The sequence below is a fragment of the Pseudomaricurvus alkylphenolicus genome (genome assembly GCF_011683955.1).
Classification (GTDB): Bacteria; Pseudomonadota; Gammaproteobacteria; order Pseudomonadales; family Cellvibrionaceae; genus Pseudomaricurvus; species Pseudomaricurvus alkylphenolicus.
In genome coordinates this window covers 54,143-72,314 of the sequence record NZ_JAAQPI010000003.1, presented here as the reverse complement: position 1 = coordinate 72,314, position 18,172 = coordinate 54,143, and the positions used below count along the sequence as shown (strand labels likewise).

Genomic DNA, 18,172 nt, shown 5'->3' with positions numbered 1-18,172 from the left:
AGAACCATGATGAAAAATTTAATCTGGAAATGTGTAAATACTGTTAGAAAGAAAGCAGCCCTCTTGTTACTCACGGTATTAGCAACACAGTCGTTATATGCACTCGATTATCCGGAAGCAGGGGATTTTGCCAAAGGTAGTAAGGCATGGTCCGAAAACTGCGCGCGTTGCCACAATATGCGCAACCCGACCGATTTGAAAGATGGGCTTACTAGCCTGTTCCATATGCGTGTACGAGCGGGTCTAACTGGACAAGAGACTCGGGATATCGTGACCTTTTTGAAAGGTGTTAATACCCGTTCGAGAAATGGAAGTGTTAGTAATGCTGAGGTAAAAGCTTCTGTAAATGAGAGTCAGGATAAACTTTTGGGAAAGGGTATTTATGAAAATAACTGTATGGCCTGCCATAGTGCAGATGGTAGGGGTGGTTTGCCTAGTGTGCCCGACTTTACCAGAAAAAATGGCCGCCTAACTAAAAAGGACAGCGAACTTCTCAGCAATATCATCAATGGCTACCAAAGTTCTGGTAGTTTGATGGCTATGCCGCCGAGAGGTGGAAATAGTCAGCTTTCAGATGCTGACCTTAATGCAGCACTGAAATATATCAAAGCATCATTTTCCGAGTAACGCTAAACGTACTTAGTTACATGCTATATCAATTATTCCCAATGGAGTATTCAAAATGTTAAACAAAATAGTGAGAGCAAGCCTTCTTGTGGTTTTTGTCGGGCTTATAACTGCTTGTGCTGGTAGTCAGTTCTATCACGAAAAAATTATGAGAGGTCAGGTGGTTGGTATCGATAGTGATGAAGTGGTTGTCTGCATAGGTAGTAAGGATGGTGCTGAACCGGGGCAAGAGCTTCAGGTTTATCGCTACGTTTGGGAAGGTGCTGTAGAAGAGGGCGACGACGATTACAGGGTCGAGTACGTTGGTGTTGTAGAAATCAATTCGGTTGTTAATGACCATTTTGCGCGAGCAAGAGTATCAAGCGGTGACGTGGAAAAAAATGACATGGTGGAATTCAAGAAATAATGACTAAAGACAGCAGGCGCCTTTTTGAAAGGCGAAATTTTCATGCTTCCTCCAAGGTGGATGGCGACCACCTGAGAGGAAGCATCTTGTCATGGGAGAATAAAGCCGTATGAGACAAATAAAGCAGTTTGCTTCAAGTGGCAAACCTCCTTTCATGATGATGTTTAGGAGGAGAGTGTTTTTGCGTAGATACAAATTGTTATTAGCTATAGCGCCGCTCCTTATTGCGGCTGACAACTTGTATGCCGATGAAGTCAACCCCGTGGTGTTAAATGAAAATTCGGCAGTAGAAGTGGCTGTCAGTGACAATCCAAATCTGGCCGAAGTGCAAGAACGCTATAAAGCCCTGTTAGAAGTGCCGTCTCAAGTTGGTACTCTGCCGGACCCTATGGTCAGTCTGAATGCCATGAATTTTCCTACTGATACCTTTGACAGGGACCAAGAGCCCATGACTCAGCTTCAGGTAGGTGTCAGTCAGGTTATTCCTTTTCCGGGAAAGCTGGGCCTAAAGGAGGAGGCTGCTGAATATGACGCGAAAGCAGCTGGGCATTCAGTCGATGAGGTGCGATTGCAGCTTGTGAAGAATGTGAAAAGCAAATGGTGGCAACTTTATTATCTAGATCGCGCTTTGGATACAGTAAAAAACAACCAAGCCTTACTTCGACAATTTATTACGGTTGCACAAACCAAGTACGAAACAGGAAAGGGGTTGCAGCAGGACGTACTACTGGCTCAGTTAGAGCTTTCCAGATTGATGGATCAAGAAATTCAGTTGAGGGCGATACGTCGCAATCAGGTGATAAAACTCAATATCCTAATGGATAGGCCAGCTAATGATGTCATTGTCTTGCCTGACCAGGTTTCCAAGTCAATGCCGGCTTTGGCTGATGAGAGCACGCTTTATCTGCAAGCTGAATCTTCGCGTCCACTCCTCAAACAAATGGAAACCAAAATCGAAGCCGCCCAGTCACGTCTGGATTTGGCTAAGCGAGACTATTACCCCGATTTCAAACTGGGGGTTACTTACGGTGATCGAACCGGAGACAACCCACCTCCTATGGGCGGGTCGAGATCAGATTTCTTTTCCGTCATGGTGGGTGTAAAAGTTCCACTTTATTCCGGGCGTAAACAGTCCAAAGCTGTTTCACAAAGAAGCAGTGAGCTGCAAATGAATCGCTATGCCTTGCTGGATGAGAAGGGCCTAGTAACGGCAGCTATATCTTCTGCGGTTACAGATTATCAAGAAGCCAAGCAGCAATTTTCACTGTATGGCAGTGGCATCATTCCACAAGCACAACAAACCGTTCAATCCATGTTGGCAGGATATCAGGTCAGTGAAGTCGATTTTCTTAATCTGGTGCGCAGTCAAATGACTCTCTTTAACTATGAATTGCAATATTGGAAGGCGTTGAGTGATGCTAAACAAGCATTAGCACGCCTGGAGGCCGCTGTCGGCGAGGAATCTGTTTATGAATAAATCGACACTTATTATCGCCGTGCTAATGCTCGGTATCGGGCTAGGGGCTGGATATTGGCTATCCGATAGGGGTGGCGCTACTACTGTGCCGATTGACGAAAAAAAGCCTATTTTTTATCGTAATCCAATGAATCCCAGTATTACTTCGCCTGTACCAGCGAAGGATTCAATGGGCATGGACTATATACCAGTCTACGCAGATGAGGATGACAAACCTTCGGAGCGGAAAATACTCTTTTATAGAAACCCGATGAATCCTTCTGTGACATCACCTGTACCCGCCAAAGATTCGATGGGTATGGATTACGTGCCTGTATATGCCGACGAAGAATCCAGTGAGGCTGTGGGTACCGTCAAGATCGATCCGGTGATTGTACAAAACATTGGCGTTCGTACCGCGACGGCCCAGCAGACAGCGATTAGCCGAACCATTCGTGCTGTGGGAAGGGTCGACTTTAATGAAGAACGTATGGCTCGACTACACCCTAAAGTTGAGGGATGGATTGAGGACATACGTGTCGATAAGACCGGGCAGAACGTTGCTGAGGATGACATCCTGCTAAGCATTTATTCCCCCAAATTGGTTTCAGCTCAACAGGAATATTTGTTGGCTCTGAACAATTTGAATGCACTTGAAAAAAGTCCCTTTGAAGAAATTAAGCAAGGGGCGCGGGATTTGGCAAAAAGTTCTCGTGAACGGCTTCAATTGTTGGATGTTACCGAACATCAAATTCAGGAGTTGGAACAGAGCCGTGAGATAAAGAAGAGTCTCCATATTCATTCTCCTGTGTCCGGTACAGTGATTCGTATAGGGTCGCGCCAGGGGCAGTATGTGACGCCAAAGACTGAGCTGTACATGATGGTCGATCTAAGCCAGGTCTGGGTTTACGCCGATGTGTACGAGTATGAGCTACCTTGGGTAAAAATTGGTGATGAAGTCGAGATGACTTTGGCATCTGTGCCGGGCAAGACCTTTAAAGGCTCGCTTCAGTACATCTACCCCTATGCAGAATCAAAGACACGAACCACGAAAGTTCGCCTCGTGTTTGATAACCGGGAACTGCTATTACGACCTGATATGTTTGCAGAAGTCAGCATTAAGTCGGATGAGCAAAGTAATGCGGTGGTGATTCCGGCTGAAGCGGTGATTCGATCCGGTGGGCGTCCGCAGGTATTTGTGGTTAGAGAACCTGGCAAATTTGAGCCTCGTATGGTCGAACTTGGTGTTGAGTCCAGTGGCAAAGTTGCGGTACTGGATGGCGTCAGTGCGGGTGAAGAGGTGGTGACCTCAGCCCAGTTCCTGGTGGACTCTGAATCCAAGCTGCGTGAAGCAACGGCCAAAATGATGGAGGCCTCGCAGGATTCCGCAACAGACGGAGAAGAAGGTTCCCATCGTATGGAAGACCATACAGGTATGAATCATGGCTCTGAGAATATGGAAGATCATTCCGAGATGGATATGAGTAAACAGGTGGATCATTCAGCACACGGAGTCCATGAACATGATTAACGCCATTATCAATGCCTCCCTGCGTGATCGATTCATGGTGTTGATTGCGGCAGTGATCATCTCGCTCGTTGGCATTTTTGCTTACAAAAATGCACCGCTGGACGCGATTCCTGATTTGTCGGATGTTCAGGTCATTATATTTACTGAGTACCCTGGGCAATCACCTCAGGTGGTTGAAGATCAGGTCACATACCCTCTAACGACATCAATGCTGGCTGTGCCACGAACCAAGGTGGTTAGAGGGTACTCCTTTTTTGGTTTTTCCTTTGTGTACATCATCTTCGAAGATGGCACTGATATGTATTGGGCTCGCTCGCGCGTGCTGGAATCTATTAACTATGTCAGTGGCCGATTACCTCAAGGAATTACGCCAACATTAGGGCCAGATGCCACGGGGGTAGGTTGGGTATACGAATATGCCCTGGTCGATAAAACCGGTAAGCATGACTTGTCCCAATTACGTTCATTGCAGGACTGGTATTTGCGTTACCCACTACAAACGGTAGAAGGTGTCTCTGAAGTTGCATCGGTTGGCGGTTACGTTAAACAGTATCAGGTTGAAGTCGACCCCAATGCTTTGCTGCGTTACAACATACCGCTGAATAAGATCAAGATGGCCATCAAAATGTCCAACAAGGATGTGGGTGGCCGTCTGGTGGAGATGGCTGAAACGGAATATATGGTTCGTGGATTGGGGTATATACAGTCAATTGATGACCTCAATAGTATCCCCGTGAGTGTGGACAAAGATGGCACACCTATCCGGCTTCAAGATGTAGCGCATGTGCAAATTGGTCCCGAGCTTCGCCGGGGGTTGGTTGACCTTAATGGTGAAGGAGAGGTAGCTGGTGGCGTTGTCATTATGCGCTTTGGCGAAAACGCGTTAGCGACCATTCAGGCTGTCCGTGCCAAACTGGAAGAGCTGAAAGCTGGATTGCCGGACGGGGTTGAAATTGTTCCCGTGTATGACCGTGGTGACTTGATTGAGCGAGCTGTTAAAAGCCTGAATACCTCGCTCTTTCAGGAGCTGGTTATCGTCAGCTTGGTTGTGATCTTGTTTTTGTTACACGCGCGATCAGCGTTTGTGGCGATTATTACGCTACCCTTGGGAATCCTGATGGCCTTTATCGTCATGCGTATTCAAGGGCTGAATGCCAACATTATGTCGTTGGGGGGGATAGCGATCACCATTGGCACCATGGTCGATGGGGCGATTGTGATGGTGGAAAATGCTCATAGCCGTTTAGCCGAGGCCCGTGAAGATAAGGGAAGTGAGCTGACCCTGGATGAACGTTGGAAGACGATAGGGGCGTCTTGTCAGGAAGTAGGGCCAGCGTTGTTTTTTTCGCTGCTCGTTATCACCGTCTCATTCCTGCCCATCTTCACCATGCAGGCGCAAGAAGGGCGATTATTTAGTCCACTGGCCTTTACTGCAACCTACGCGATGGCAGCATCAGCCATTCTGGCGATTACCCTTGTTCCTGTGATGATGGGATATTTATTGCGCGGTAAGATTGTGGCCGAGCATAAGAACCCGATTAATCGCGCACTCCATGCCATTCATGGGCCTGCCCTGAAGCTCGCCATGCGTTGGCGGAGTGTCACACTGATTTTAGCGGTAGGTTTGTTGGCAGCTACTTATTACCCCTATTCAAAGCTGGGTAGTGAATTTATGCCGCCCCTGGATGAGGGTGACATCCTCTATATGCCAACTACATTTCCGGGTATATCAATTACTAAAGCCAAGGAGTTGCTGCAGCAGACCGATAAGATCCTCTCGACATTTCCTGAGGTACACCATGTATTCGGCAAAGTTGGAAGGGCTGAGACAGCGACTGACTCTGCGCCTCTGGCGATGATCGAAACCACGGTACGACTTAAGCCCAAGGAGGAGTGGCCCGATCCCTCAAAAACGACCAAGGATTTGATGAATGAAATGGATCAGGCAATACAGTTTCCCGGTTTAGCGAATGCCTGGACGATGCCGATCAAAACCCGTATCGACATGCTATCGACAGGTATTAAAACACCTATTGGTATCAAGGTGTCGGGGCCTGATCTCAATGTTCTTCAACAGGTTTCCCAGGATATTGAGCAAGCCATGAAAACGCTGCCGGAAACAACCTCAGCCTTCGGCGACCGAGCAGTGGGTGGTTATTACCTTGACTTTGAAATCAACCGGGAGAGTGCAGCGCGCTATGGTCTTACCGTAGGTGCCGTGCAAGATATTATTCAAAGCGCTATCGGGGGCATGAATATCACTGAAACGGTCGAGGGGCTTGAGCGGTATCCGGTGAATCTACGGTACCCGCGTGAATTACGTGATGACATGGAGACGCTAAAAAGGGTATTGATACCCACTCCAACAGGTACGCAAATTCCGCTGGCCATGGTCGCGGATATTGATTATCAGCGTGGCCCACCGGTTATTAAAAGTGAAGACGCGCGTCCTAATGCTTGGATATATGTTGATATTTCAACCTCGGATATCGGTGGCTATGTTGCCAAGGCTAAGCGTGTCCTGAAGGAGCAGGTCACAGTGCCTGCGGGCTATACGATCACTTGGTCAGGGCAATTTGAGTACATGGAGCGTGCCGCAGCGCGCTTGAGCATTGTGGCACCTGCAACACTGCTGATTATTTTTCTATTACTCTATTTCAATTTCCGCAACATCACCGAGCCGCTAGTTGTGATGATATCGATTCCGTTTGGTTTGGTTGGTGGCATCTGGCTTGTTTATATCAATGATTACAACATGTCAGTTGCTGTGGCTGTGGGGTTTATTGCGTTGGCGGGAATGGCTGCGGAGATTGGTGTGCTTGTATTGAGTTTTATCGATACAGAAATCGCTAAGCGGCGTGCTGCTTCTCAGGGTATTTTGACGTTTGATGAAATTAGAAATGCCGTACTGTCGGCGACATCAAAGCGTGTACGACCTGTGGCTATGACGGCGATCTCTACGATGGCGGGGTTAATTCCCATCATGTTAAGTAGTGGTACCGGATCGGATGTTACTCACCGCATTGCCGCGCCGATGCTGGGCGGAATGCTGACCGTTATGGTGTTAAACCTATTGGTATTGCCGGTTATTTATAGCTTTATTTTGCAGTTTCAGGAGAGAAGAAAGACAGATTTCTTGGTTTCCGAAACCCTTCCAAAAATTCGAGAAGGAGGGGATTCTGCGTGATATTGGCTGTTGTGTTGGCGTTTGCCCTGGTTGCAGTTACCTTTGTGTTTCGCTACCGGGTGTTGCTTTGGCTGGGTACAAATACGCCTAAGCTTAACCTGCCAACACACACGCAGGTGTTAGTGATTGTTGTTGTGTTGTTTCTTACACATATTGTAGAAATTGGCATCTACGCAGTCACTTACAGCTTGTCAGTATCCTCATTTGAGCTGGGCATTTTTCGAGGTTCACCAGTCACTGATGCTATGAGTTATTTATATTATCAGGGTGCCGTCTACACGGCTTTGGGTTTGGGAGATATTCAGCCAGAAAGCCACATTCGGTTTATTACTGCCATGGAAGCGCTTTAAAACAGCTTATAAAAGTTAGTCGACAGTCTTCTCCAAGACACGACTACTTATCTCGGGATTCGCAATGGAACCGCATACGTTTTTACTGCAATTGCTAATCATACTGGTAGCCGCTCGTGTAGTCGGCGAACTGGTTGCAACCCTAGGCGCCCCCAGTGTTATCGGTGAATTATTGGCAGGCATTATAATCGGCCCAAGCCTATTGGCTTGGGTGGAACCCAATGAACCGATACGGGTACTTGCGGAAATTGGTGTTATTCTTCTCTTGTTCGAAGTCGGCCTAGAAACCGACATGGGTAAGCTACTAAATGTCGGCCGCAAAGCCACCATGGTAGCATTAGGCGGTTTTATCACGCCCTTTCTTTTTGGCTACGGGGTAACATACTTTTTATTTCAGCAATCCATGCTGGTTTCTCTGTTTGTGGGCGGCACCCTAACTGCCACCAGTATAGGCATTACGGTGCGTACTTTGACGGATGTTCATCGGCAGAACAGCCCTGAGGGACAAATTACTTTGGGAGCTGCTGTACTGGATGATCTCTTTGGGGTGATATTACTCGCAATACTCTATGAGTTCTCAATGACCGGTGAGATCAACTGGATTAATACCTTTAAGGTTTTGGCATACATTAGCATCTTCTTCCTAACCGCTCCGGTGCTGGCCAAATTGATGTCATCGGTTATTGGTAAATTGGACAAACGAATTGACAATCCAGGGTTAATTCCAGTCACCATTGTTTCCCTGGTACTGTTTTTTGCCTGGTTGGCACACCTGTTTGGTGCGCCGGAGCTACTAGGAGGCTTTGCTGCAGGCCTAGCACTGTCACGCCGGTTTTTTCTTCCCTTCGGCCTGACGGTAAAAACTGATACAGCCTTTGCCCGCAAAATCGAAAGCCAGATGAAACCGATCGTACAGTTATTTACCCCAATTTTCTTTGTGATGATCGGTTTATCCCTAGATCTTCGCCAAGTTGATTGGGGTTCGTGGTTTTTCTGGGGCATGTCGCTAACACTGGCGATAGTAGCCATTGGGAGCAAGTTTGCCGGAGCACTGTTGATTGCAGAGCCCTTTCCGCGACGTATTGTAGTGGGTATGGCAATGGTACCCAGGGGTGAAGTGGGTTTGATTTTCGCCGGTCTTGGCAGTGCCGCTGGCGTTATCAGAGGTGATATGTATACATCACTGATTATGGTGATCGCTTATACGACGCTGCTTTCGCCTTTTTGGATCAAGCTTTATTACCGCCGATTTGGTCGTTTTACATAGGACGAGACTGTTAATAACTGAGCGAGTAATCCAAGGGACGTCTTGCGGCCATACAACCAAATATAGAGCTCAATCATCTTTACATTAAAAGTGTGTAGTGTCGAAATTTATATATTGCTATAACACTTAAGTCCTTTTGGGGAAAAACACACAGGAAAAAATGGAAGGTCGATTGTCTGATTTAATCAATAATGCTGTCTTTGGTGATGCTCGAATTAGGAGACAGTTTAATACGGCTTTCGATACGCGAACGCATCGTCATGTTTCAAAGGATTAGGGATTTCAATAAAACCAAAACGAGTGCAGTCATTAAGAGATGCGCAATTTAAAAAAGAAACTAACGTTTATCTATTTTTGTTTGTTGCTTACGTGAGAAGAGCACTGATGGACTTCAATCGTTGTATGTACAATGTTACTTTGCACTGGAAGCAGAGTTCGATAGTGATCAGGTGTCATTGGTTTATCAGAAATAATGACAAGCGCAGCGGAGTAAATACCATGTCCTATGCACCATACGTGGATATCTGAAACACGGTCTGTTCCAGGTTTTTCAATAGACTTAATTAGTTCGTCAATAATTTCATCGTTAGCTTGTTGATCTAGAAGAACACGCCCAGTTTCGAGCAGTAGACCAAACGACCACCGGGCAACCAAAATTGCACCTACAATACCCATTGTAGGATCTAGCCAGCTCGCCCCCCAATATTTTCCCGCTAGCAATGCGCCGATTGCCATAAATGATGTTAATGCATCGGCTACTACATGTAGATAGGCTGCTTTTAAATTGTGGTCGTGGTGGTGATCGTGACCATGATGGTGTTCATGTGGAGTTGCCATTAGCAACCAGGCGCTAACTCCATTCACTATTAGCCCAATTACTGCTACAACAATCGCCTGGTTGAAGGTAATTGTTACGGGGTTAAGCAACCGACTGATGCTCTCTGTTGCCATTACCAATGCGAAACCAGCGAGCAAAATAGCACTGCCAAACCCGGCTAAACTGTTTATTTTTCCAGTGCCAAAAGTGAAACGTCGATCACTGGCTAGTCGCCTAGCGGCAATATAAGCAAACAGAGATATGCACAGCGCTGCAGCGTGCGAGGCCATATGGAGTCCGTCCGCCAGCAAGGCCATTGATCCGTAGACAACACCCGCAACGATCTCAATAACCATCATTACAGCGGTTAGGATAACAACAAAAAGTGTACGCTTTTCTCCTGCCCGTATTTGATCTTGACCGAAGGTGTGGTCGTGCTGCCAATTGGATAAATCGTTTGTATGCATTAGTTATCTCTGCTGTATTCGAGCAACAATATGATAGTCGATGGCGATCAGTTTTAGTCTCTGTATGCCATTATTGTTCATTTTGGTCTTCAAATAGGGCGTCGATAATTGGGCATTGTTCCAAAGAGTAGTTCTCGCCTTTACATCTATCAGCCATCTCCAATAGTGCCTTATGCAGACGCTGGAGGTCGTCAATTTTTCGTTGTACCTCTTCAGATTGCGCCAGGGTCAGGGTTTTAACTTCGCCACAGGTGTGATTTGGTTCATCGACGAATCGCAACAAGTCACGAACCTGCGACACACTAAAGCCCAAATCACGGCTGCGACGTATAAAAATCAATCGCTTCAACTCTGGCTGGTTATATATCCGATGTCCGCCTTCCGTGCGTTGTGGAGTTGGCATCAGGCCGATCTTTTCGTAGTAGCGAACTGTCTCGACCTTGCATTGGCTCGCGCGGGCGAGATCTCCAACACTAAACGCTGTCTTAGCTGAATGTTCTTGCATATAAATCACTTGAACCTGTAGTTACTACAGGTTTTATACTAGCACTACTGGCTCAAAATGATAGAGGTATGCCGATGACAGTCCTGCTTGAATCTGAGCTGATCTGCCCCGAATGTGGCCACAAAACTGTAGAGATCATGCCGGAAGACGCCTGCATGTATTTCTTTCAATGTCCCCAGTGCTCTGTGGTGTTTAAGCCTGTGGCAGGCGACTGCTGCGTATTTTGTTCTTATGGCAGTGTTCCCTGTCCACCGGTCCAGCAGGCTATTAAATCCGGTGTAAAAACGGGGTGTTGCCGATGAAGAGAGAATCAATTGAGGGCTCCCAAAAAGCGTTGGGCTGGTTGGCTCTCTTTGCTTCCACCGGCACCTTGCTTTGCTGTGCACTACCTATCTTATTGGTCAGTATTGGTATGGGGGCAGTCGTAGCGTCCTTAACCAGCCAATTTCCCGTATTGGCCGCGTTGGCGTCCTATGAGTCATGGATGTTTGGTGGTTCAGCCCTGATTTTAGGAATTGCTGCATGGGTACTCTGGAAAAGCCCTGTTAGTTGCCCTGCTGATCCAATTTTGGCTGACCGTTGCATGCGAGCACAGACTTGGAACCGACGCATCTTTTTTCTGGCCTTGGCGGTGTGGTCGGTAGGATTTACTGCAGCCTTTTTGTTATTGCCCCTCAGGAACCTGTTGGGCGTTTAGGGAGGTTAAGATGAAAATTATGACCTTGTTGACACTATTAATGGGAATCACATTTCCCGTCACAGTATTTTCTGAGACTTTGGAAATTGAAATCAATGGTATGACCTGTGCGTTCTGTGTTGATGGCTTGCTACGTAAATTGGGCAAGTTACCTGAAATTGCCCAGGTAGATGTTAGCTTAAAAAACAAAAAAGTTAGGATCGATACCGGTGATGAAAAAGCTGATATTGATGCAATCAAGCAGGCAATCATTGATTCCGGATTTACACCGGTGAAGGTCCATGCCAAATAAATGGGCGACACTACTTTGGATTGGTTTGCTTGGGCTGTGTTTCCAGTCGGGCGCGTTGGGTATGGGGTTGCGCTCTTTCGTGGCGCTACCAGTAGAGAAGGGTGGTACTGTCTTACGCGGTGTTGTTAGCCACGACAATGAAACTAATATTAACCAGCTAACAGCCAACCTAGCCTACGGTATTGATCATAAAAAAACGCTGTTAGTCGGTGCTCCTTATCGCCTGTCATCTGGAAATACTGAACGGCTTGAGGACTTTAGCCTGCTATACCGGCAGATTCTTTCTCAGGTAGATGAACCTAAAGGCACGCGTCGTCTGGGACTGTTGGGCGGTGCAGTGATTCCAACTGATAGCTCACGGGACGGGGCGTTTCAAGCCGGTGCAGTAGCTACCTGGTTTCGGGATAAGAATGAATGGGATATTGATGCTCTATATCAGGTCGGTACTGGAGATCGACGGGATTCTGCACGCTATGATCTATCCTGGCAGCATCGATTGATTCCAACGGTGTACCCAGAGTGGGGGATTCCGTCAGAAGTGTATGGAGTCGTTGAGCTGGGTGGCCGCTGGCAAAAGGGAGCTTCGTTTGTCCATCAATTCACTTTGGGCCTGCAGTGGACGCAAGGGCGCTGGGTGATAGAGGGTGGTGTTGTTCAGGATTTGAATGGCCCGGATTCTACTGGTTTTTTACTCAGCGTGCGGTTTCATTGAGATAAATAGATTACTCAAATGCAAATTCTTGCATTTGGCCCTACTTTATATCGTTAGATGAGGTTATCTAACATTACCTGAGGATTATCGGAGTTACTCCAGTTTGCATCCCAAAGCGCTAGTTTAAGCTGATTGCTGGAAATAATCCGTTACGTTAGGTAGAGGGAAAGATGGTACCAGAGGCCGGACTTGAACCGGCACGCCCTTGCGGGCAGGAGATTTTGAATCTCCCATGTCTACCAATTTCATCACTCTGGCAACTCAACAGACCTATGGATGTAGCTTCCTTGGGACGAAGAAGTGTATGCTTCGTAAATGCTGCTTTGATAAAGTTGAAAATCCAAGCATTTTCTCATTTTTAATGATTTCTGGTCGTTTTTTGTACGCCCTAAGAAATAAATGTAAATTTTTTAGAATTTTTTCTAATCATGGTATTTTTCATGGTACTTCCAAAATATTGATTTCTAACTATATGAAAAATAAGATAAAAACACCCTCGTTTATAATCGAGTGGGAGTGATTGAAAAGGCAATCACAGCCTGTCATCTCGATTGAAAAACCCAGCCATCAGGCTGGGTTTTTCGTTTTCGTCAGCTGACTTGTCTGGCTTCTAAAGATGATTGTGTCAGTCAGCTCAGCAAGGGCGATGTTGTCTAGGACAGTTTGGCAGGGAAGGCTCAACACAATGTCGCTAGATAGTCATATTCCGAAGCGTTTATCTGCAATACGCCACAGACACGATCTTTAGCGGTTCCCAGGTGATACAGCTGCTGGAAGAGTCCAAAGTTCAGATGAGCCATCCTGAGTAAGCTGACACCGTCTTGCGTAGATGATGGGTTTGTATTTTTCATTCTCTTTTGTTTTGCTGAAGAACAATGGTTGGATGTATTCATTTTTCTACCCCTTTTGTTAATAAGCACCACGAGCTGACAGTACGGCTGGTACAGTTTGCAGAAGGATTTTCAGATCCAGAGCGATGGACCTTAAACGAATGTACTTTAAGTCAAGTTTTACTTGTTGATCGAATGGCAAATCACTTCTGCCGGATATTTGCCACAAGCAGGTGATGCCAGGTTTTACACTCAATCTGTTGCGTTCAAAAGGCGTGTACTGAGCCGCTTCGACGGGAAGTGGGGGACGAGGGCCGACCAAAGACATATCGCCGGAGAAAACGTTCCATAATTGAGGCAATTCGTCGATTGAATACTTTCTCAGGTAACGGCCCAGTTTGGTGATTCTTGGATCGTCTTTGATCTTGAAAAGTATTCCACCATCCATTTGATTTCGTTCGTTGAGAGCCTGCCTTTGCCGTTCGGCGTCGCTACACATTGAGCGAAACTTCCAACATTGGAACTCTTTTCCGTTTTCGCCGACACGCCGTTGAGCATAAAATATAGGCCCTCTGGAATCCCAGCGAATGAGCAGGGCCAATACGGGTAGTAGCGGGCTCAATACCAATATGCCCAACCCTGCAAGCGTGCAGTCCATAAAACGTTTCAGAGATAAGTAAAGCCCGTTTTCTAATGTGTCACGAATCGCCGGAGCTTTTAGCTGTTGAGGGGATGCCTCAAGGTTCCCCCTGTTACTCATAACATCGGCCATATAGATACTCCTTTTACAACGGTTGACTCATAGGTTCGATGTATCTATGGCAAACGTCGCGCCAGGTTTGTAAGTGCCTGTTTTTTAGAAATTTCTGAGTGTTCACATGAAAACAGTTTCGCTCGTGGCTTCTTCTTTTTGCGAAGCGAAGTGCATTTTGCAAGTCAGATTGAGGTTTTTCGTTTGATTTTGTTGTCAGGCGACGACGGAGAAACGCTCACGTGGATACGTATGACTCCGATGAATCCGGGGTTGGCACAAACTCTGCTGTGAGCATCAGTGAGAAGCCGCCAATGTGTTCGAAGATTTTCACTTCATGAAGGAATCAGAGAATATGAAAAAACTGTTATTTATTACGCCTGAGCTTCCTTTTCCGCTGCAGAGTGGAGGCAAGGTGAAAAGCATGAAGTTGCTGCAGTCGCTTGCAGAGCGATATGACGTTACGCTGGTGTCGCCACTTAAACAGGATGACGCCAAATATCTCGACGCCTTTCATTCGATATCGCCTTGCAGTCAACACTTTCATGTTGAGTTGAGTGTTGCGCGCAACCCGTATCAGCTGGTTGCCAGCTATCTTCAAGGGAAACCTCTGAATGTAAGGCGAACGTTTTCATCTGGCCTGAATCAAAAAATATCGAAGTTGGTCAGTCAGCATGACATCGTTTTTCTGGATCACTATGAGGTTTTTCCATACTTGCCCGATGACTATAGCGGTACTGTGGTCTATCACGCACACAATGCGTACTACAAAATGTGGGAGCGCTATGCCTCCCTGCCGGGTAATCCTGCTTTTCGATGTGTTGCCAGATTGGAAGCCTGGCGAGTAAAAACCTATGAATCCTCAGTCGCTCAAAGAGCCAATCTGGTTTTCGCTGCGCCAAATGATGCCCGGGAACTGGTGGAGATGGACGTTGCCCCTGACAAAATACATGATACCTATCACCTGGGCGATGACAGCCAGTTGGCACTCCCGGAGTTACGTTTCCAAGATACGAAAAAGTGCCTGATGTACGTTGGTTATCTTGGGTGGGAGCCCAATGTGCAAGGGCTCCTTTGGTTTATTCGAGAGGTCTGGCCTCGGTTGCAAAAGAAACACCCAGATCTCGGCTTTTCAATTGTTGGAAAAAACCCGGACGAGCGACTGACCTCTGCTGTGGCCTCGTGCTCGGGAATCACCCTGAAAGGCTTTGTTTCAGATTTACAGGAGATTTATCAGCAAAGCAGGGTCTCGGTTGCGCCTCTCTTATTTGGAAGCGGAATGAAAGTAAAGGTGCTCGATGCGATGTCTCGCGGGTTGCCCACTGTAACGACCACCATTGGTGCGGAAGGTATCGATGTCGTTAACGGGAGTCATCTGTTTGTGGAAGATGAGCCAGTGTCGATGTGTGAATGTATCGATGAGCTCTTGATTAATCAGGAGCTGTGGCAACGAATGCAGCATCATTCCAGAGCGCTAGTGCGCGAAAAATACAACTGGAACAGTATGTTTCGCAAAATGCATCGTATTCTCGATCAGACTCTCGCAGATAGCAACCAGCCAATCAAAGAAGACTCGGAGAACATGGTGCCTTATGGGGGCTGAAGCCTATCAAACCCCATCTGGTGATCTTGCCCCGTCTGGTGAGCAAACGAAGGGCTGGAATGGCTTTCGGCGTTGCCTTCCTGCCTTGCGACTCGCCACCAGTCGTGGCAGTGCGGTTGGTCTGCAACTGCTTGTCCAGGTCGTTGTCGGTGCTCTGGCCGGGTCGGCCGGTTTAGGCGTGTTGCAATTGTTTATGTCCTGGTCGTCGATGTTGGCTGAGGTGTTGGGCCAGGGGTTGCCGACCCATAGCATGCGTCGCGTTGCTGTGCTCTACCCCAGAGGAGATACCGATAAGATCGCTCTTATATTGAAAAGAGCGACCCGGAGGATTTTAGGGGCCGCAGTACTTCTCATTCTGTCAGGTGTTGCATTTTCGGTTATAGGCCTGTTTGACGCTCAAAAGGTCCTGGAGTCTGACTCTATTCTGGTCGTGATGGCGGTTTTTATCGGGGCTCCTTTGTTCGCTTGGCAGCGTCTCTGGGCGGAAACGTTAAAAGCAGTCGACGCTCCTCTGGTCGCGGTCACCCTTGAGAATCTACTGATTCCGCTTGTTGCCTTGGTTTTTTGCAGTGTCTATTGGGCGTTTGGTTGGCCCCTCAATACCCTAACGCTTTTAGTGGCGGGAGTCAGTGGTTTTGCCGCAACCTGGTTAGGTCTGGTTGGTTCTGTATCCAAACGAATCGACTTGAATTCAAAGGTGTCGCATGGTGAGAGAAAACTCTTTGACGAAGAACTGTGCTCTTTGTGGCTGAGTGGTGTGTTGAGCATCGTGTTTCTGCATTTACCGTTTCTGGTGCTGCCCTGGTACGCGAATACGTCCGATATCGGTATCTATGCTGTTGCACATAAACTGGTGAATGTCGCGACCACCTTACTGATCCTCCTTGGTGCGGTATTTGGACCTGCGTTTGCCCGAGCTGCAGGTCACAAAAATAGAAGAGAATTGTGGCGGTTGCTCTGGAAAACGCAGGTGATATCCACAGCGATTTTTGTGCCTATTACGGCCACTTTGCTGTTATCAAGTGGGCCCTTGTCGACGGTTTTCAACGTCGATGGCCGATTGCTGATGTCCTATCTACTTATTTTGTCTCTGGGGCATCTGGTCAACTCGATCACCGGGCTGAGTGGGGTGCTGCTGAATATGAGTGGTGGTGCTCGGCTGGAACTAGGAGCCTTATGCCTGTCTTTGTTTTTGGCGCTTTCTATCACTCCTGTTGTTGGAGCCAACTACGGGGCCATTGGTCTCGCCTGGTTGTTCAGCATTACCATCATTTTCAAAAACGTTGTTTCCTATCTTCTGGCGATTCGCTACTTGAAGACGGTTGGAGAAGTGTTATGAAAAATCTTGATTTCTTGATTGTTGGTGCACAGAAATGCGCAACCACCACACTGTTCGAACATTTGCGCTTACATCCTGATATCAATATGCCACTTGAAAAAGAAGTCCCCTTCTTCACGAAAGCCACTTGCACCAAGGAGCGCTGGAGGAACTTTACGAAGTCGCATTTTGAAGAGAATGACGATCGGTTATGGGGTAAGGCGACGCCCCAATATATGTGTCACGATTCCGTTCCCGAGCGCATCCACCAATTAATGCCCGAGCTAAAGTTGATTGCAATTCTTCGGGATCCAATCGAACGCACATGGTCGCATTACCAAATGGGCAGACGCAGAGGCACTGAAGAAAGATCATTTGATGAGGCAGTAGATGAATTGCTTCAAGCGGAGGCTATGACCAGGGTCAGATCTCTGCCGGTACCAACACACGAATCAGGATTTGAATCGGAGTCCGATTTCTATGTGGCCTGGAGTGAATACGGCCGAATTCTTCGTCGCTACGCACAATGGTTTCCGCCAGAGAAGTTACTAGTGTTGTACACGGAGGATTTACAATCGAAACCTGAAGAAACGCTTGACCGCTTGCTATCATTCATTGGCTTGACGCCTGGGTTTCGGCCTGAGACCTTGGGGCAGGTTATCCATCAAGGCGGCGCAAGCAATTTCATTCCTCACAGTGTCAGAGTCTGGCTACGTCAGCGCCATTTACTTTATAGCCTTTGGCAGTGTCTGCCGGAAGCGAAACGCGGCAGGCTTCGTTTTCTCTATGAACAATGGAATGTGCGAAAACTCCCTTTGACGAAAAAGCAGATTTCTGTTGCAACGCGCGATGCATTGCAAAAGCACTATGGCGAGGATCTTCAGGCGCTGTTGAAGCTACCAATCGAAGCACCACCCTGGCTCCAGGCATATCTTCAGGCGTAGTGATTGCAAAATGCTTAAAATCGTATTGCAGATTGCAACCCGGATTGAAATGGCCCTTGGCCTACAATCAGATTGCGCGGCTAACACGCTAATTTTAAAGAGGTTTTAGAACTTTTCTCAACTGGCACAGCCATTGCTCCGATACAGGAAAGACGCAATTTCCGGTATCCCGTTATGCAAAACATTGATCGTGAAAATCAGGCGGGCCAGGTTTACCCAAAATGCTTCATGCACGCAGTGGGTCTGTGGTGCATGGCAGCACTTTTCGCTACATTTTTTCTTGTTGACGCTACCCACGCCAAGGAGTCGTATGCTCCATATATTGAATCCCTTGCAATAACTCAATTTCGGCAAGCGAGGGCATCCGCTCCTCAGGGGCAGGACCAGCCTCTGAGTCTGCCAGACCAAACCA

General features: G+C 47.3%; 17 protein-coding genes and 1 tRNA gene. 14 read left to right on the top strand and 4 right to left on the bottom strand.

From position 1 onward, the window contains the following. Positions 1–6 precede the first annotated feature (6 nt). The 7 genes from HBA55_RS09060 (at position 7) to HBA55_RS09030 (ending at position 8,824) form a co-directional block, all read left to right on the top strand. On the top strand, positions 7–627 hold the full coding sequence (locus HBA55_RS09060) for a c-type cytochrome (protein WP_240945985.1): 621 nt from the start codon (positions 7–9) through the stop codon (positions 625–627). A gap of 55 nt (positions 628–682) precedes the next feature. Then, positions 683–1,033 (top strand): hypothetical protein, encoded by a 351-nt coding sequence (locus HBA55_RS09055; protein WP_166989671.1) that lies wholly within the window; start codon positions 683–685, stop codon positions 1,031–1,033. A 109-nt stretch (positions 1,034–1,142) separates the two neighbouring features. Next, on the top strand, positions 1,143–2,510 hold the full coding sequence (locus HBA55_RS09050; protein ID WP_240945984.1) for a TolC family protein: 1,368 nt from the start codon (positions 1,143–1,145) through the stop codon (positions 2,508–2,510). Continuing rightward, on the top strand, positions 2,503–4,020 hold the full coding sequence (locus tag HBA55_RS09045) for an efflux RND transporter periplasmic adaptor subunit (RefSeq protein WP_166989669.1): 1,518 nt from the start codon (positions 2,503–2,505) through the stop codon (positions 4,018–4,020). The genes HBA55_RS09050 and HBA55_RS09045 overlap by 8 nt, the downstream gene beginning before the upstream one ends. Beyond that, the gene (locus tag HBA55_RS09040; protein ID WP_166989667.1) at positions 4,013–7,207 is read left to right on the top strand and encodes an efflux RND transporter permease subunit; all 3,195 of its coding nucleotides are present in this window, start codon (positions 4,013–4,015) and stop codon (positions 7,205–7,207) included. Before HBA55_RS09045 ends, HBA55_RS09040 begins: the two co-directional genes overlap by 8 nt. Next, the gene (locus tag HBA55_RS09035; RefSeq protein ID WP_206019682.1) at positions 7,204–7,557 is read left to right on the top strand and encodes a hypothetical protein; all 354 of its coding nucleotides are present in this window, start codon (positions 7,204–7,206) and stop codon (positions 7,555–7,557) included. Before HBA55_RS09040 ends, HBA55_RS09035 begins: the two co-directional genes overlap by 4 nt. Positions 7,558–7,621: 64 nt before the next feature. After that, on the top strand, positions 7,622–8,824 hold the full coding sequence (locus HBA55_RS09030; RefSeq protein WP_166989664.1) for a cation:proton antiporter: 1,203 nt from the start codon (positions 7,622–7,624) through the stop codon (positions 8,822–8,824). Between the two features lie 348 nt (positions 8,825–9,172). Here HBA55_RS09030 and dmeF read toward each other — a convergent pair whose 3' ends face one another. Both dmeF and HBA55_RS09020 read right to left on the bottom strand, forming a co-directional pair. Beyond that, positions 9,173–10,108, bottom strand: a complete 936-nt coding sequence (gene dmeF, locus HBA55_RS09025) for a CDF family Co(II)/Ni(II) efflux transporter DmeF (RefSeq protein WP_166989662.1) — start codon at positions 10,106–10,108, stop codon at positions 9,173–9,175. A gap of 70 nt (positions 10,109–10,178) precedes the next feature. Beyond that, positions 10,179–10,613, bottom strand: a complete 435-nt coding sequence (locus tag HBA55_RS09020) for a MerR family transcriptional regulator (protein ID WP_166989661.1) — start codon at positions 10,611–10,613, stop codon at positions 10,179–10,181. Between the two features lie 68 nt (positions 10,614–10,681). On the opposite strand from HBA55_RS09020, the gene HBA55_RS37770 reads away from it, so the two are divergent. Genes HBA55_RS37770 through HBA55_RS09000 form a run of 4 tightly spaced genes read left to right on the top strand, consistent with a single transcriptional unit; the run spans position 10,682 to position 12,314 of the window. Further along, entirely contained in the window at positions 10,682–10,915 is a 234-nt protein-coding gene (locus HBA55_RS37770) for a GDCCVxC domain-containing (seleno)protein (RefSeq protein WP_476704291.1), read from the top strand. Further along, positions 10,912–11,310 carry a hypothetical protein gene (locus HBA55_RS09010; protein WP_166989659.1) on the top strand — a complete coding sequence of 133 codons (399 nt, stop codon included), beginning with the start codon at positions 10,912–10,914 and terminating at the stop codon, positions 11,308–11,310. Before HBA55_RS37770 ends, HBA55_RS09010 begins: the two co-directional genes overlap by 4 nt. A gap of 10 nt (positions 11,311–11,320) precedes the next feature. Beyond that, the gene (locus tag HBA55_RS09005; protein ID WP_166989657.1) at positions 11,321–11,602 is read left to right on the top strand and encodes a heavy-metal-associated domain-containing protein; all 282 of its coding nucleotides are present in this window, start codon (positions 11,321–11,323) and stop codon (positions 11,600–11,602) included. Further along, on the top strand, positions 11,592–12,314 hold the full coding sequence (locus HBA55_RS09000; protein ID WP_166989655.1) for a hypothetical protein: 723 nt from the start codon (positions 11,592–11,594) through the stop codon (positions 12,312–12,314). The genes HBA55_RS09005 and HBA55_RS09000 overlap by 11 nt, the downstream gene beginning before the upstream one ends. A 171-nt stretch (positions 12,315–12,485) precedes the next feature. Here the strand turns inward: HBA55_RS09000 and HBA55_RS08995 are convergent. Both HBA55_RS08995 and HBA55_RS08990 read right to left on the bottom strand, forming a co-directional pair. Next, positions 12,486–12,572 (bottom strand) — tRNA-Leu (locus HBA55_RS08995). Positions 12,573–13,223: 651 nt separating this feature from the next. Then, positions 13,224–13,916 carry an exopolysaccharide biosynthesis polyprenyl glycosylphosphotransferase gene (locus HBA55_RS08990; RefSeq protein ID WP_166989653.1) on the bottom strand — a complete coding sequence of 231 codons (693 nt, stop codon included), beginning with the start codon at positions 13,914–13,916 and terminating at the stop codon, positions 13,224–13,226. Between the two features lie 295 nt (positions 13,917–14,211). Between HBA55_RS08990 and HBA55_RS38005 the strand changes: the two genes are divergently transcribed. Genes HBA55_RS38005 through HBA55_RS08975 form a run of 3 tightly spaced genes read left to right on the top strand, consistent with a single transcriptional unit; the run spans position 14,212 to position 17,760 of the window. Continuing rightward, the gene (locus HBA55_RS38005; RefSeq protein WP_206019681.1) at positions 14,212–15,498 is read left to right on the top strand and encodes a glycosyltransferase; all 1,287 of its coding nucleotides are present in this window, start codon (positions 14,212–14,214) and stop codon (positions 15,496–15,498) included. Continuing rightward, complete coding sequence (locus HBA55_RS08980; RefSeq protein ID WP_166989650.1) at positions 15,488–16,837, top strand: lipopolysaccharide biosynthesis protein; 1,350 nt, start codon at positions 15,488–15,490, stop codon at positions 16,835–16,837. Before HBA55_RS38005 ends, HBA55_RS08980 begins: the two co-directional genes overlap by 11 nt. Beyond that, positions 16,834–17,760 carry a sulfotransferase family protein gene (locus HBA55_RS08975; protein WP_166989648.1) on the top strand — a complete coding sequence of 309 codons (927 nt, stop codon included), beginning with the start codon at positions 16,834–16,836 and terminating at the stop codon, positions 17,758–17,760. Before HBA55_RS08980 ends, HBA55_RS08975 begins: the two co-directional genes overlap by 4 nt. The last annotated feature ends 412 nt before the right edge of the window (positions 17,761–18,172 follow it).